Raw genomic sequence first — 15,120 nt, forward strand, 5'->3', positions numbered from 1 at the left:
GCACCGCGCCGAAAAGATGCGGGGACTTCTTAGCAGAGAACTCTATGCAGAGACTTCTCTGCACCCGTACGCTGCCGCCATGTCCGACACTCCCGCGCACGGCACGAAACCCACCCGCCGCCTCGACGCCCGCGCTCTGCGGGCCCTCGCGCACCCGCTGCGACTGCGGATCCTCGAAGTGCTGGGCCTGGACGGCCCCGCCACCGCCACCGGACTCGCCAAGCGCCTCGGCGAGAACACCGGCACCGTCAGCTGGCACCTGCGCCACCTCGCCGAACACCGCTTCATCGAGGAGGACACCGACCGCGGCACCAAGCGAGAGCGGTGGTGGAAGGCGGTGGACGAGGCGACCATGCTGCGCGCCGGGGACTTCGCGGACGGCGACGCGGAGACCAGGGGACAGCTGTCCCTCTACCTCCACGAGATCGTCCAGAGCATGTACAACCAGGTCGTCGCCTTCGTGACCGAGGACTGGGACGAGCAGTGGCGCGGCGCGAGCCTGATCAACCGCTACACCGAGCTTCGTATGACGCCCGATCAACTCAAGGCCTTGAACGCCGAGTTGACCGAAGTCGTCGAGCGGCACCTGCCCGCGCCCGACGCCCGGCCCGAGCCCGGGTCGCTGCCGGTCGTCGCGCAGTGGCAGGCGTTCCCCCGCAGAGAACGGCCCGCCGAGTGAGCGCCCGGTCCTTCGGCGGCGGACTGCTGCGTCGCAGCCGCGACTTCAGGCTGCTGTGGTGCGGCGAGACGACGGGGAAGTTCGGCGACGCGGTCGCCACGGTGGCGGTGCCGCTGATCGCGGTCGGCACCCTGCACGCCTCCACCTTGGAGGTCAGCCTGCTCAGCGCGGCGATATGGCTGGCCTGGCTGCTGATCGGCCTGCCGGTCGGGGTGTGGGTGGACCGCTGGCGGCGCAGACCGGTCATGCTGGCCGCCGCCGCGGTCTCGATGGCGCTGTTCGCCGCCGTCCCTGTGGCGCGGTGGGCCGGGTGCCTCGACTACCCGGTGCTGCTGGGCGTGGCGCTGGCGACCGGGGTGGCCGCGGTCTTCTTCCAGACCGCGTACGCCGCCTACCTGCCCGGGCTGCTGGCGCCCGAGGACCGGGCCGAGGGCAACGCCAAGCTGAACGGCAGCGCCTCGGCCGCGCAGATCGCGGGGACCGGCGCGGGAGGTCTGATCGCCCAGGTCGCGGGGGCCGTGGGCGGCATGCTGGCCAACTCGGCGACGTTCGCGGTGAGTCTGGTCTGCCTCACCGCCATCCGGCACCGCGAGCCGCGCGCCGACCAGGCGGCGCCGGGGCGGGCGCGCGGCGGGATGGGCAAGGAGATCGCCGAGGGGCTGCGGGTGCTGGCGGCCGATCCCTGGCTGCGGGCCGGCACGTTGTTCGGCGCGGGGGCCAACCTGGTGCTGACCGCCTCCAACTCCATCGACGTGGTCTTCCTGGTCCGCGTGGTGGGGCTGTCGCCCGGCACCGTCGGCCTGCTCTTCGCCGCGGGCGGCACCGGGGGAGTGGCCGGCGCGCTGATCGCCCGGCGGATCGGTGAACGCCTGGGTACCGCACGGGCGTTCACGCTTCTGAGCACGGTCCTGCTCGTCTTCGACCTGCTGATACCGCTCACCGGCCGGGGCGCGGGCACCGCCTTCTTCGTGGTGGGCGCCTTCTGCCTGGAGACCGGCGTCGTGGCGGGCAACGTCATCTGGGCGACGTTCCGCCAGCACCGCTGCCCGCCCGAGCTGTACGGCCGCCTGATCGCGGGCAGTTCGTTCGTCAACTACGGCCTGATGCCGCTCGGCGCGGTCCTCGGCGGCACGCTCGCCACCGTCCTCGGCCTGCGCGCCACGATGTGGGCGGCGGCGGCGATCCTGCCCCTGGCGGGCCTGGCGCTGCTGCTCACCCCCGTGGGCCGGGCCCGCGACCTGCCGACCGAGCCCCTCGCCCGGCCCGCGGCCGGTCCCACCCGCCCGGCGGCTCCGACGCCGTCCGCCGCGTAGGGGGGACGGCGGGCGGCGCGGGCCCCTCCCCCGCGTAGGGGGTGGCGGGCGGTGCGGGCCCCTCGGCCGGTCAGGGGCCCGCACACCGGTTTCCGTGCGAGCGGGGATGAGCCGTGTCCCGCCGCCTCAGCTGTACTTGCGCAGCTCCCGCCGGGCCAGCGAACGCTTGTGGACCTCGTCCGGACCGTCCGCCAGGCGCAACGTCCGCACCCCCGCCCACAGTTCGGCGAGCGGCGTGTCCTGGCTGACGCCCGCCGCGCCGTGGACCTGGATGGCGCGGTCCAGGATGCGCTGGACCGCCGCCGGAGTGGCGATCTTGATGGCCTGGATCTCGGTGTGGGCGCCGCGGTTGCCCACGGTGTCCATCAGCCACGCGGTCTTGAGCACCAGCAGCCGCAACTGCTCGATCTCCACCCGCGCCTCCGCGATCCACTCGCGCACCACGCCCTGCGCCGCCAGCGGCCTGCCGAACGCGGTACGGGCCACCGCCCGGCGGCACATCAGCTCCACGGCCCGCTCCGCCATGCCGATCAGCCGCATGCAGTGGTGGATGCGGCCGGGCCCGAGCCGGGCCTGCGCGATGGCGAAGCCGCCGCCCTCCTCACCGATGAGGTGGTCCACCGGCACCCGCACGTCGTCGAAAAGCACCTCGGCGTGGCCGCCGTGGTCCCCGTCGTCGTAGCCGAACACCCGCATGCCGCGCCTCACTTCGAGACCGGGGGTGTCGCGCGGGACCAGCACCATGCTCTGCTGGCGGTGCCGCTCGGCCTCGGGGTCGGTCTTTCCCATGACGATGAAGATCTGGCAGTTGGGGTTCATCGCCCCGGAGATGTACCACTTGCGGCCGTTGATGACGTACTCGTCGCCGACACGCTGGATACGCGTCTCGATGTTGGTCGCGTCGGAGGACGCCACGTCCGGCTCGGTCATGGCGAACGCCGAGCGGATCTCGCCCTCCAGCAGCGGCCGCAGCCACCGTTCGCGCTGCGCCTCGCTGCCGAACTCGTTGAGCACCTCCATGTTGCCGGTGTCCGGCGCGGCGCAGTTGAGCGCGGGCGGGGCCAGGTGCGGGCTGCGCCCGGTGATCTCGGCGAGCGGCGCGTACTGGAGGTTGGTCAGGCCGGCGCCGTTCTCACCGGGCAGGAAGAGGTTCCACAGACCGCGCTTCCTGGCCTGCTCCTTCAGCTCCTCGACCACCGGCGGCGGCGACCACGGGTCCTGCGCGGCGGCCCGCTGCTCGGCGAAGACCGGCTCCGCCGGATAGACGAACTCGTCCATGAACGCCAGCAGTTCGCCGCGCAGCTGCTCGGTGCGGGCGTCGTATCCGAACTCCATGCGGCATCAGCCTTCCTGAAGGGTCGTCAGGCCCTGTTCGATCAGACGCGGGACGAGCGACCCGATGCGGTCGAAGCCGGTGCCCACGGTCTGCCCGAGCGTGTAGCGGTAGTGGATGCCCTCGGCGATCACCGCGAGCTTGAAGTTGGCGAACGCGGTGTACCAGGCGATGGAGGAGACGTCCCGCCCCGAGCCCCGCGCGTAGCGCTCGGTCAGCTCGTCGGTGGAGGGGTACCCGGGCGCGCCGCCGAGCGCCGCCACCGGCGAGTCAGGGTCCTGCTGCCCGGAGTACATCAGCAGCAGGCCCAGGTCGGTCAGCGGGTCGCCGAGGGTGGACATCTCCCAGTCCAGCACGGCGGTGATCGCGTCGCCGTCGCCGACGAGCACGTTGTCCAGCTTGTAGTCGCCGTGCACCACCGCGGCCGGTCCCGAGGCGGGGAGCGCGGCGCCGAGCCGTTCGTGCAGCTCGTCGATGCCGGGCAGGTCGCGGCTGCGCGAGGCGGCCAGTTGCTTGCCCCAGCGCCGCACCTGCCGCTCCAGGAAACCCTCCGGGCGACCGAAGTCCTCCAGACCGGCCGCCTTCGGGTCCACCGAGTGCAGCGCCACCAGGGTGTCGACCAGTTCGAGCACGATGCGCCGGGTGCGGTCCTCCCCGAGCCGGGCCAGCTGCGCGGCCGTGCGGTACGGCACACCGTCGACGTGCTCCATCACGTAGAACGACGCGCCCAGCACCGCGTCGTCCTCGCACAGCAGCAGCGGCCGCGGCACCGGCACGGCGGTCGGGTGCAGCGCGCGCAGCACGGTGAACTCCCGCCGCATGTCGTGGGCGGTCGCCAGCACGTGGCCCAGCGGCGGGCGCCGCACCACCCAGCGCGAGACGCCGTCGGTGACCGCGTACGTCAGATTGGACTTGCCGCCCTCGATCAGCCGTCCGGCCAGCGGCGCGGCGGCGAGGCCGGGGCGCTGTTGGTCCAGGTGCGCCCGCAGCCGGCCGAGGTCGAGGCCGGGCGGCCCGGTGCCCGCGTCGGCGTCGGCGGATGCGGTGTGGTCGGTCGTCACGGGCGGCTCCTCAACCGTCGGGCGTGTCCTCGCGGTGGTTCCGGACGTCTCTCCGGGGTCCCGAAGCCATCATGCCGACCAGTCGGTATGCCGTCCAGTGGGAGATCCGTCACGGCGGGCGGGTTCAGTCCCCGCGGGCCGTCCGCTACGTTGCGTCCGGCGGTCACCAAGATCGCCGGGTCCAGGGAGGGGAAGACGCGATGAACCGTTTCGAGGGACGCAGGGCACTGGTCACCGGTGCCGGGTCGGGCATCGGGCGGGCGACCGCGCTGCGGCTGCTGGAGGAGGGCGCCGCGGTCGTCGCCGCCGACGTCAGCGAGGCCGGGCTGAAGGAGACCGCTGCCCGTGCCGGCGGCGGCTCGCTGACCACCGCGGTCCTGGACGTCTCCGACGAGGCGGGGGTGGGCCGCGTCGTCGAGGAGGCGGTTTCCGGGCTTGGCGGGCTGGACGTCCTGGTCAACGCGGCCGGAATCCTGCGCAGTTCGCACACGCACGAGATGACGCTGGAGTTGTGGAACACCATCATCGGCGTCAACCTCACCGGCACCTTCCTGGTCACCCGCTCCGCGCTGCCCGCGCTGCTGGCGACCGGTCGCGGCGTCGTGGTCAACTTCAGCTCCACGTCGGCCAGTTTCGCCCACCCCTACATGGCGGCGTACGCGGCGAGCAAGGGCGGCATCCAGTCCTTCACCCACGCCCTCGCCCTGGAGTACAGCAAGCAGGGGCTGCGCGCGGTCTGTGTCGCGCCCGGCAGCATCCAGTCGGGCATGACCTCCGACCCCGGCCTGCCGCAGGACACCGACTGGTCGCTGCTGGCCAAGCTGGCCCCCGCGATCGGCGAGGGCTTCGCGCCACCGGAGACGGTGGCGGGCGTGGTCGCGATGCTGGCCAGTGACGACGGCGCGTTCGTCACCGGCACCGAGATCCGCGTCGACGGCGGCACCCACATGTGACCCGTCCTTGACGCCCTTTCGCGATCGAGCCTAGGGTCCCGTTCTGATAGGCGTACGTGATTCATATTCGTGAACGGGACGTGCGGCGGCGCCGCGGGCAGCGGTACGCGGCCGGGCGGGCCGCGGGCAGCGGCATCGCGACAGCGCGGGGAGCGGAAGTGATCGGGAGTGATCGGGTGATACCCCAGGCGAACCTGACGGTCGAGGCGGTGCGGCTCACCCCGGTCCTGATCGCCGATCCTCCGCTGCTCAACACCCAGGGCGTCCACCAGCCGTACACCCCGCGCCTCGTCGTCGAAGTGGTCACCGAGGCCGGGGTGACCGGTGTCGGCGAGACCTACGGAGACACCGCCTACCTGCGGCTGGCCGAACCACTCGCCGAGGCCCTGCGCGGCCGGCGGATCAACGACCTGAACGCGCTGGAGTCGCTGGCGCAGGCCGTCTGCGGCGACCCCTCCTCCGTCAGCGACCGCGTCGACGCCTCCGGCCTGCGCGGCGTGCGCACCGCCGACAAGCTCAGGCTTTCGGTCGTCTCCGCCTTCGAGGTGGCCTGCCTGGACGCGCTCGGCAAGACCTGCGGCCTGCCCGTGCACGCGCTGCTCGGCGGCAAGGTGCGCGAGAGCGTGGAGTACAGCGCCTACCTCTTCTACCGCTGGGCGAAGCACCCCGCTGACGGTGCCCCGGCGGACGACTGGGGCGCCGCCCTCGATCCGGAGGGGATCGTCGCGCAGGCCCGGCGGTTCGCCCGCGACCACGGGTTCACCTCGTTCAAGCTCAAAGGCGGCGTCTTCCCGCCGGACGAGGAGATCGCCGCGATCCGGGCGCTCGCCGAAGCGTTTCCCGGCCGGCCGCTGCGGCTCGACCCCAACGGGGCCTGGTCGGTGCAGACCTCCCACGAGGTGGCCCGCGCGCTCGACGGCGTACTGGAGTACCTGGAGGACCCGACGACCGGCACGCCCGGCATGGCCCGGGTCGCCGCCGCCACCCCGCTGCCGCTGGCCACCAACATGTGCGTGACCACCTTCCCGGAGATCGAGGAGGCGTTCAGGACCCAGGCGGTGCGGATCGTGCTGTGCGACCACCACTACTGGGGCGGTCTGCGCAACACCCGCCGCCTCGCGGGGATCTGCGACGCGTTCGGCGTCGGCCTGTCGATGCACTCCAACACCCACCTGGGCGTCAGCCTCGCCGCGATGACCCACGTCGCCGCGACCCTGCCGCGCCTCGACCACGCCTGCGACACCCACTACCCGTGGCTGACCGAGGACGTCGTCACCGAACGCCCGGTCTTCACCGGCGGCCGCCTCACCGTCTCGGACGCCCCCGGACTCGGGGTCGAGCTGGACCGCGAGGCGCTGCGCGTCCTGCACGAGCGCTGGCTCGCGGACGACGGCACGCTGCGTGACCGCGATGACGCGGCGGCGATGCGGGTGGCGGACCCGGCCTGGGTCACGCCCGCCGTGCCGCGCTGGTAGGGGCGCGTCGAGGCGGCGGGCGTCGCGGGGCGGCCGTGGGCGCGGGCGCCGGGCCGCAGACCGGTCGCCCCGCGCCGCCCCGCTCGCTACACCACCACCGACAGCGCCAGCACGAGCGCCAGCGCCACCACCGACACCAGCGACTCCATCACCGACCAGGACTTCAGCGTCTGCGGCACGTCCATCCCGAAGTACTCCTTGACCAGCCAGAAGCCCGCGTCGTTGACGTGCGAGAAGAACAGCGAGCCCGCGCCGACCGCCAGCACCAGCAACGCCGTGTGCGTGCCCGACATGTGCGCCGCCAGCGGCGCCACCAGACCGGCGGCCGAGATCGTGGCGACCGTCGCCGAGCCGGTCGCCACCCGGATCAGCACCGCGATCAGCCAGGCCAGCAGCAGCGCCGGTATGTGCCAGTGCCGGGAGGTGTCGAGGATCATCTGACCGACCCCCGCGTCCACCAGGACCTGCTTGAAGCCGCCGCCCGCGCCCACGATGAGCACGATCCCGGCGATCGGTCCCAGTGACGCGTCCACGATGCCGGAGACCCGCTCCTTGCCGAAGCCCGCACCGCGGCCCAGCGTGAACATCGCGACGACCACGGCGATCAGCAGCGCGACCAGCGGCGTGCCCAGCACGTCGAAGACCCGGTAGACCACGCTCGCCTGGTCCTTGACCAGCACGTCCACCAGTGCCTTGGCCAGCATCAGCACGACCGGCAGCAGCATCGTGCACACCGTGGGCACGAAGCCCGGCCGCCGCTCCAGCCCTTCCGAGGCGCGCGCGGGCGTCATCCGCTCCGGCGGCTCGGCCTTGACCCAGCGGTCCGCGACCCGTCCGAACAGCGGCCCCGCCACGATCACCGACGGGATCGCCACCAGCACGCCGAACGCGAGCGTCGTGCCGAGGTCGGCGTGGATCGCGGAGACCGCGGCGAGCGGGCCGGGGTGCGGCGGCACCAGGCCGTGCATCACCGAAAGACCGGCGAGCGCGGGCAGGCCGACCCGCATCAGCGACTGGTTGCCGCGCCGCGCCACCAGCAGCACCACCGGGACCAGCAGCACGATGCCGATCTCGAAGAACAGCGGCAGTCCCACCAGCGCCGCGATCAGGGTCATCGCCCACGGCAGCCGCCGCTCCCCGGTGCGCTCCAGGATGGTGTCCACGATGACGTCGGCGCCGCCCGAGTCCGCGAGCAGCTTGCCCAGGATCGCGCCGAGCGCCACCAGCGTGCCGACGCTCGCCACCGTGGCGCCGAGGCCGTTGCTGTAACTGGTGACCGTCGCGGCGAGCGGCGCCCCCGCGACCAGCCCCAGCACGCCGGAGCCGATGGTCAGGGCGAGGAAGGCGTGCACCTTCCAGCCGGTGATCAACGCGACGATCACCGCGATGCCGGCCAGCGCGGCGATCGCGAGGCGGGCGTCACCGGCGTGGGTGATCGGGGGCGGCGCCGCGGTCGCGGCCAGCAGCTCGGCGCTGAGTGCGGGCATGGCGGAACTCCGTTACGTACGTAGGAAGTCGGGGAGGGGCGCGGGAGGCTTCGGTTGCGCGGGGCGATCGGTGGCGCTGGGTGATCGGTGGGTGGGGCGGGCCCCTCAGCGGGGCGGCGTCACGGGTCGGGGCGGCAGCGCCGCGAGCGCGCGGGCGGTGATCCGCTCGGGACCGCCGTCAACGGTGACGACCGTGCCCGCCTCGTCGGCGTCCAGCGGTTCCAGGGCGTCGAACTGCGAGTCCAGCAGCCCGGACGGCATGAAGTGCCCGAGCCGGGCTGCCAGGCGGGCGGCGATCAGCTCGCGGGGCCCGTCGAGATGGAGGAAGAACAGACCTGGCGCCGCCTCGCGAAGCCGGTCTCGGTAGCGCCGCTTGAGCGCCGAGCAGCTGACCACGCCACCGCCGAGCCCGTCGTGTTCGGCGATCCAGCCGGCGATGGCGTCCAGCCAGGGCGCGCGGTCCGCATCGTCCAGGGCCTGGCCGGCGGACATCTTGGCGATGTTGGCGGTCGGGTGGAAGTCGTCCGCCTCGGCGTAGGGCACGCCGAGGCGCTCGGCCAGTAGCCCTCCCACCGTGGACTTGCCGGAGCCCGAGACTCCCATCACCACGATCACCGGCGACACCGGTACCTCCTTGGCCTGTCGGGTGGCCGAATCCGCACTGTCCGGAGGGCCGCCGTTCAATAAACGCCATAGGTACTACTTATTCAAGAGGCTGTGACGTAAAAGTCATATGAGTGTGAGCGGCGGTGCCGCATAGGCTGTCCTCCATGTCTCAGCATCCGGAACCCGGCATGGGAACCGACGCCGGCGGCCTGCACGCCCGGGTCCTCGCCAGGCTCGGCCCCGCGATCGCCTCCGGCGCGCACCCGCCCGGCACCGTGCTGCGACTGGACGAACTGGAGCGCCGCTACGGCGTCTCGCGCACCGTCGCCCGCGAGGCGGTGCGCGTACTGGAGGCGATGCACCTGGTGCAGACCCGGCGCAGGGTCGGCATCACGGTCCGTCCCACCGAGGAGTGGAACGTCTTCGACCCCGCCGTCATCCGCTGGCGGCTCGCCGGCCCCGACCGGCCGCGCCAGCTGCGGTCGCTGACCATGCTGCGCACCGCCGTCGAGCCGGTCGCCGCGGGCCTGGCCGCGCGCTCCGCCACCCCGGAGCAGTGCCGCAGGCTGACCGTGCTGGCGGGGGAGATGGCGGCGGCCGGACGGGCGGGCGACCTGCGCGAGTACCTCGTGCACGACGTCGCCTTCCACCGCGAGGTGCTCGACGGCTCGGGCAACGAGATGTTCGCGCGGCTCGGGGACGTGGTCGCCGAGGTGCTCACCGGGCGCACCGAGCACCACGTCATGTTCGACGCCCCCGACCCGGAGGCGGTCACCCTGCACGTACGGGTCGCGGAGGCGGTGCGAGCGCGGGACGCGGCCGAGGCGGAGCGGCTGATGCGGGAGATCTGCGTGGGGGCGCTGCGGGAGCTGGACATCCTGGCGCCCTGAGCGGCCCGATGGACGGTGACCCTGGGGTGCCCGCGCGGCGCTGTTGCGGGTAATGTGCAATAGCGAACCGCCTGTGACCGCGCACGTCCCCGAGGAGCCCCGCACCGTGACCGCCACCCAAGCCCCTCCGGCGCCGTCGCTCCACCGGATACGCCAGTCGCTGACGCGCCCCGAGTGGGCCAGGCTCGGCGGCATGGCCGGCTTCATCGTGCTGCTGCACGTCGTCGGCTTCGGCATCCTCGCGCTGGTCGTCCCCGACCACTACCGGCTCGGCACCGGCGCGTTCGGCATCGGCACCGGCCTGACCGCGTACACCCTCGGCATGCGGCACGCCTTCGACGCCGACCACATCGCCGCCATCGACAACACCACCCGAAAGCTGATGAGCGACGGCAAGCGGCCGCTGTCCGTGGGCTTCTGGTTCTCCCTGGGCCACTCCACGATCGTCTTCGGCCTGACCTTCCTGCTGGCCCTCGGCGTCCGCGCGGTCGGCACCGGCCTGGCGAACGACAACTCCCGCATGCACCAGGTCGGCGGCCTCATCGGCACCCTGGTCTCCGGCGCGTTCCTGGTGCTGATCGCCGCCATCAACCTGGCCGTCCTGCTCGGATTGGTGAAAGTGTTCCGCGCCATGCGGGCGGGCGAGTACGACGAGGCGGCGCTGGAGGAACAGCTCGACAAGCGCGGCCTGATGAACCGCGTCCTGGGCCGCGCCACCCGCGCGGTGCGCAAGCCGTGGCAGATGTACCCGGTCGGCGTGCTGTTCGGCCTTGGCTTCGACACCGTCACCGAGGTCAGCCTGCTGGTGATGGCCGCCGGTTCGGTCGCCTCCGGGCTGCCCTGGTACGCGATCATCTGCCTGCCCGTGCTGTTCGCCGCGGGCATGTCGCTGCTGGACACCATCGACGGCTCGTTCATGAACTTCGCCTACGGCTGGGCGTTCTCCAAGCCGGTCCGCAAGGTCTACTACAACCTGACCATCACCGGCATGTCGATCGCCGTCGCGCTGATCATCGGCGGCATCGAGCTGCTGTCCATCGTCGGCGACAAGCTTTCGCTCACCGGCCCGTTCTGGGACTGGATCGCCTCGGTCGACCTCAACACCATCGGCTTCTGGATCGTCGGGCTGTTCGTCGCCACGTGGGCCGTGGCGCTCGCGGTGTGGAAGTTCGGCCGCATCGAGGAGAAGTGGGACGCGGCCGTCCCCGCGGCCCGCGAGCCCGCGGCCTGAGCCTGATCGCGGCTCGGGACGTGAGCGCGGTGCGGGCCCGAGCCCGGCTCGGACGTGCTCGCGGCACGGCTCGGCGCGTGAGTGCTCAGGCCGTCCCGCCGCGTATCGCGCGCAGCCGGTGGTAGGCCGCGAGCCCGTCCGGCACCCACTCCCACTCCGGCAGCCTCGCCTCCAGCTCCTCGTCGGTGAGGAAGGCGTGCCACGCGACCTCCTCCGCCTGCGGGTCCACCGGCAGGGCGCAGGTGACCTCGTAGACCCGCGACCACCAGGTGTGCTCCGGTGTCTCGTACAGGAACGACAGCACCGGCACCGGCTGCGGCAGCCCGCTCACCCCCAGCTCCTCCCGCGCCTCGCGCAGCGCCGCCTCGTCGTACCCCTCGCCCGCGCCGACGACACCGCCGACGAACATGTCGTAGCGGGAGGGGAAGACCAGCTTCTGCGCGGTGCGCCGGTGCACGAAGATCCGGCCCTCTGTGTCACGCGCCAGTACGAAGACGCACCGGTGCCGCAGCCGCCGGGCGTACGCCTCCCCGCGCCGGGCCTGCCCGACGACCCGGTCGTGCTCGTCCACGACGTCCAGCAGCTCGTCCGCCGAGCGCCCTTCCTCCGCCGCACCGCTCTCGTCAGCCATGACGCCATGAAAGCAGACGGCTGTGACAACGGCGCCGCATAGGATCCCGGGGTGGAACTGCGCCAGTTGGAGTACTTCACCGCCGTCGCCGAGGAGATGCACTTCGGCCGCGCCGCGGAACGCCTGCACATCGGGCAGCCCGCAGTCAGCCAGCTGATCCGGCGGCTGGAGCGGGAGTTGGGCGTCGAGTTGTTCGACCGCTCGCCGCGGCACGTCCGCCTCACCCCGGCCGGTGCCAGTCTGCTGCCGCAGGCGCGGGCCGTGCTGGCCGCCGCCGACCGCGCCCGGGCGGTAGTGGCCGAACACCTCGCTGAGCGCGCCGCGACCCTGCGCGTCGGCACCAGCAACGGCATGGGCGGCCATCTCGACACCGTGCTCGACGCCTTCGCCGCCCTCGCCCCGGACACCGCCGTCGAGCTGGCCTACGTGCCGACCGCCGAACGCCTGGCGCAGGTCGCCGACGGGCGGCTGGACGCGGCGTTCGTACGGGGTGAGCAGGAGGAGGCCGACGGCGTGCGGGTGGTCCCGGTCTGGCAGGAACCGCTGGTCGCCGTGGTGCCCGCGAGCCATCCGCTGGCCGGCCGCGACGAGTTGCCGATCGCCGAACTCGCGCCGCTGCCACTGCGGCTGACCGCCCGTCGCAACAACCCGCCACTGGTCGACCTGGTCGTCTCCGCCTGCCGGGACGCGGGCTTCGAGCCGCTTCCCGGGCCGCCCACCGCGAGCCTCCAGGACACGCTGGCCGCGATCGGTTCCGGCACGGCGATGTGGACGGTGGTCTACGCGGCGCACGCCGAGCGGATGGTGGCGCCCAAGGTGGCGTTCGTGCCGTTCGCCGCGCCGGGGCTGACCATCACGACCGGGCTGGCGCTGCACCGCACCCGTCCGCCGCGCCGCACACAGCAGTTGCTGGATGCGTGCGGGAGGGCGCGGGACGCCGCCGGGGCCGGCGATCACGCGGACTGATCGCTGCGTTCGCCGGTTGCGTCTTGGTGGCGGGGGCGGGAGACGGTGGACTGGGGTCGTGCCGGTGAGCGGCCCGGAACCACCGGGCGCCGCCGGGAGACCCGAGGGAGCAGACATGCCGAACGTGACGATCCAGCAGGGCCCGCGCGACGTCGAGGCCAAGCGCGACCTGGTCCGTAGGATCACCGACGCCTTCGTGGACGCCTACCAGATCCCCGCGGACACCGTCTTCGTCTGGTTCCAGGACACCCCGGCCGACAGCTGGGGCGTCGGCGGGGTGCTGCGCGCGGACAAGTGAGCGGCACGCCTCACGCTGAGGTGTGACGAGGGCGGCGGCGCGCGGGACGCTCCACGGGGGAGACCGTCCCGCGCGCCGCCACCGGGATCGAAGGGTGGGAAGGCTGCCGGTCAGCCGATCAGCCGACGATCGACTTCAGCCGTTCAGCAGCTGAAGTCGACCGCGTCGAACGACTCGTAGTGGTCGGCGGTGTAGTAGTCGGTGCCGTCCTCGCCGGTCACGATGCGACGGGTGCCGCGGTTGCCCGCGCCGGGGGTCGTCACCGTGTACTCGTGGTAGTAGCCGCTCGGCTCCGACGGCAGGACGTGCTCGTCGTTGCGGAAGACCTCGCCGTCCTCCGGGTACGGGAACGGGCCTCCGTCGGCGATGAGTTGGAGGGTGTCGTCGGCCTGGCTGGGCAGGTTGGACTCGCAGACGGAGCCGACGTCGAGGTGCCGTACGACGACGGCGGTACGGGCGGGTGCGACGTGAGCGGTCGCGGCGTCGGCGGGCGTCGCCAGGAGCGAGGCGGGACCGAGCAGCAGCGTTCCGGCGACGAGCAGCGCGGAACCGTGGGGGGAGCGCAACGCGCGTAGAGGCATTCGCATGCCGTCAGTTTGACCAGCGTCCCGCCCGCCGCAGAAGCGTCTCGCGCGAGGGTTCACCCGACGTTCACCGCTCGGCACGTCAGGTGGCGGAGCTGTGCGAAACCAGTGCGTTCACGCCACTGCGTGTTGACGCGCCGTCAACACGCTGATCCACGCGTGCCAGGGCGTCCGGCGGGGAGACTGGTCGGCACGGCGAGCGTGAGGAGCGGACACCATGACGGCACAACGGCTGGTCGTGATCGGGGCGGACGCGGCGGGCATGTCGGCCGCGTCGCAGGCGCGTCGCCGCAAGGGGCCGGACGAACTGGCCATCACCGCCTTCGAACGCGGCCACCACACCTCGTACTCCGCGTGCGGCATCCCGTACTGGATCGGCGGCACCGTGGACGGCCCCGACCGCCTGGTCGCCCGCACCGCGAGCGAGCACCGCTCCCGCGGCATCGACCTGCGGCTGGGCACCGAGGCGGTCGAACTCGATCCGGACCGCGGCCGGGTGCGCACCCGGGACGCGGACGGCTCGTACGCGTGGACCCCGTACGACCACCTCGTCGTCGCCACCGGGGCGGTCCCCGCACGGCCCCGCATCCCCGGCATCGGCGCGGACGGCGTCTTCGGCGTGCAGACCCTCGACGACGGCGAGGCGGTCCTCGACGGGCTCGCGCGGGACGGCGTGCGCAGCGCGGTCGTCGTCGGCGGCGGCTACATCGGGGTGGAGATGGCGGAGGCGATGCTGCGCCGCGGCCTGTCCGTCACCGTCGTCGACGCCGGTGAGCAGCCGATGTCCACGCTCGACCCCGACATGGGCGCGCTGGTGCGCGACGCGATGGAGGGCATGGGCATCGAGGTGGTCTCCGGCGCCCAGGTGCGCGAGGTGCTCACCGACGGCGACGGGCGGGCGCGTGCCGTGGCCACGAAGGACGCCGAGTACCCGGCGGACATCGTCGTGCTCGGCATCGGCGTCCGCCCGGGCACCGAACTCGCCCGCGAGGCGGGGCTGCCGCTGGGCGAGGCGGGCGGCCTGCTGACCGACCGCGCCCAACGGGTGCGCGGACACGACCGGATCTGGGCGGGCGGCGACTGCGTCGAGGTGCTCAACCTGGTCTCCGGCGCCCTCCAGCACGTCGCGCTCGGCACCCACGCCAACAAGCACGGCCTGGTCATCGGCACCAACATCGGCGGCGGGTACGCGACGTTCCCCGGCGTGGTGGGCACCGCGGTCAGCAAGGTCTGCGAAGTGGAGATCGCCCGCACCGGCCTGAAGGAGTCCCAGGCCCGGGCCGCAGGACTGCGCTACGTCACCGCGACCGTCGAGTCGACCAGCCGCGCGGGCTACTACCCTGACGCCTCCCCGATGACGGTGAAGATGCTCGCCGAACTCGGCAGCGGGCGGCTGCTCGGCACCCAGATCGTCGGCCGCGAGGGCGCGGCGAAACGGGTGGACGTCGCGGCGGTCGCGCTGACGGCGGGAATGACGGTCGAGGCGATGACTTCGCTCGATCTCGGCTACGCGCCGCCGTTCTCGCCGGTCTGGGACCCCGTGCTGGTCGCGGCCCGCAAGGCGGCGGCAGCGGTACGGCAGCCGTGAGCGCCCGAAGGACCTGACCACGGAG

Annotated in this window: 15 protein-coding genes; 9 read left to right on the top strand and 6 right to left on the bottom strand. The window is 72.9% G+C overall.

Annotated features, from left to right (window positions below):
* Window positions 1-79: 79 nt before the first annotated feature.
* Together CK485_RS23985 and CK485_RS23990 are read left to right on the top strand one after the other, a co-directional pair.
* Window positions 80-679 (top strand): helix-turn-helix domain-containing protein, encoded by a 600-nt coding sequence (locus CK485_RS23985; RefSeq protein ID WP_109453915.1) that lies wholly within the window; start codon window positions 80-82, stop codon window positions 677-679.
* Window positions 676-1,992, top strand: coding sequence for an MFS transporter (locus tag CK485_RS23990; RefSeq protein ID WP_109453916.1), 1,317 nt, complete (start codon window positions 676-678; stop codon window positions 1,990-1,992). The genes CK485_RS23985 and CK485_RS23990 overlap by 4 nt, the downstream gene beginning before the upstream one ends.
* Before the next feature lie 126 nt (window positions 1,993-2,118).
* Here the strand turns inward: CK485_RS23990 and CK485_RS23995 are convergent, their stop codons facing one another.
* Both CK485_RS23995 and CK485_RS24000 read right to left on the bottom strand, forming a co-directional pair.
* Entirely contained in the window at window positions 2,119-3,327 is a 1,209-nt protein-coding gene (locus tag CK485_RS23995) for an acyl-CoA dehydrogenase family protein (protein ID WP_109453917.1), read from the bottom strand.
* Window positions 3,328-3,333: 6 nt separating this feature from the next.
* Entirely contained in the window at window positions 3,334-4,386 is a 1,053-nt protein-coding gene (locus CK485_RS24000; RefSeq protein WP_109453918.1) for a phosphotransferase family protein, read from the bottom strand.
* Between the two features lie 200 nt (window positions 4,387-4,586).
* Between CK485_RS24000 and CK485_RS24005 the strand changes: the two genes are divergently transcribed.
* Window positions 4,587-5,339 (top strand): SDR family NAD(P)-dependent oxidoreductase, encoded by a 753-nt coding sequence (locus CK485_RS24005; protein ID WP_109453919.1) that lies wholly within the window; start codon window positions 4,587-4,589, stop codon window positions 5,337-5,339.
* A gap of 176 nt (window positions 5,340-5,515) precedes the next feature.
* The gene (locus tag CK485_RS24010) at window positions 5,516-6,814 is read left to right on the top strand and encodes a glucarate dehydratase family protein (RefSeq protein WP_241968559.1); all 1,299 of its coding nucleotides are present in this window, start codon (window positions 5,516-5,518) and stop codon (window positions 6,812-6,814) included.
* 86 nt (window positions 6,815-6,900) lie between these two features.
* Here the strand turns inward: CK485_RS24010 and CK485_RS24015 are convergent, their stop codons facing one another.
* Complete coding sequence (locus CK485_RS24015; protein WP_109453920.1) at window positions 6,901-8,301, bottom strand: gluconate:H+ symporter; 1,401 nt, start codon at window positions 8,299-8,301, stop codon at window positions 6,901-6,903.
* Between the two features lie 105 nt (window positions 8,302-8,406).
* Window positions 8,407-8,904 (bottom strand): gluconokinase, encoded by a 498-nt coding sequence (locus CK485_RS24020; protein ID WP_109454389.1) that lies wholly within the window; start codon window positions 8,902-8,904, stop codon window positions 8,407-8,409.
* A 191-nt stretch (window positions 8,905-9,095) separates the two neighbouring features.
* On the opposite strand from CK485_RS24020, the gene CK485_RS24025 reads away from it, so the two are divergent.
* The gene (locus CK485_RS24025; protein WP_109453921.1) at window positions 9,096-9,797 is read left to right on the top strand and encodes an FCD domain-containing protein; all 702 of its coding nucleotides are present in this window, start codon (window positions 9,096-9,098) and stop codon (window positions 9,795-9,797) included.
* Between the two features lie 106 nt (window positions 9,798-9,903).
* Window positions 9,904-11,028 carry a HoxN/HupN/NixA family nickel/cobalt transporter gene (locus tag CK485_RS24030; RefSeq protein ID WP_109454390.1) on the top strand — a complete coding sequence of 375 codons (1,125 nt, stop codon included), beginning with the start codon at window positions 9,904-9,906 and terminating at the stop codon, window positions 11,026-11,028.
* 85 nt (window positions 11,029-11,113) lie between these two features.
* Here the strand turns inward: CK485_RS24030 and CK485_RS24035 are convergent, their stop codons facing one another.
* A complete protein-coding gene (locus CK485_RS24035; RefSeq protein ID WP_109453922.1) occupies window positions 11,114-11,659 on the bottom strand; it encodes an NUDIX domain-containing protein in 546 nt (181 codons plus the stop codon).
* A 51-nt stretch (window positions 11,660-11,710) separates the two neighbouring features.
* Here CK485_RS24035 and CK485_RS24040 point away from each other — a divergent pair, with 51 nt between their 5' ends.
* Both CK485_RS24040 and dmpI read left to right on the top strand, forming a co-directional pair.
* Window positions 11,711-12,625 carry a LysR family transcriptional regulator gene (locus tag CK485_RS24040; RefSeq protein WP_109453923.1) on the top strand — a complete coding sequence of 305 codons (915 nt, stop codon included), beginning with the start codon at window positions 11,711-11,713 and terminating at the stop codon, window positions 12,623-12,625.
* 115 nt (window positions 12,626-12,740) lie between these two features.
* Entirely contained in the window at window positions 12,741-12,923 is a 183-nt protein-coding gene (gene dmpI, locus CK485_RS24045; protein WP_109453924.1) for a 4-oxalocrotonate tautomerase DmpI, read from the top strand.
* Between the two features lie 143 nt (window positions 12,924-13,066).
* Here the strand turns inward: dmpI and CK485_RS24050 are convergent, their stop codons facing one another.
* Complete coding sequence (locus CK485_RS24050) at window positions 13,067-13,510, bottom strand: ribonuclease domain-containing protein (RefSeq protein ID WP_199239491.1); 444 nt, start codon at window positions 13,508-13,510, stop codon at window positions 13,067-13,069.
* A gap of 214 nt (window positions 13,511-13,724) precedes the next feature.
* Between CK485_RS24050 and CK485_RS24055 the strand changes: the two genes are divergently transcribed.
* Window positions 13,725-15,095 carry an FAD-dependent oxidoreductase gene (locus CK485_RS24055; protein WP_109453925.1) on the top strand — a complete coding sequence of 457 codons (1,371 nt, stop codon included), beginning with the start codon at window positions 13,725-13,727 and terminating at the stop codon, window positions 15,093-15,095.
* Window positions 15,096-15,120 lie beyond the last annotated feature (25 nt).

Source organism: Streptomyces sp. ICBB 8177, from assembly GCF_003144095.1.
Lineage (GTDB): Bacteria > Actinomycetota > Actinomycetes > Streptomycetales > Streptomycetaceae > Streptantibioticus_D.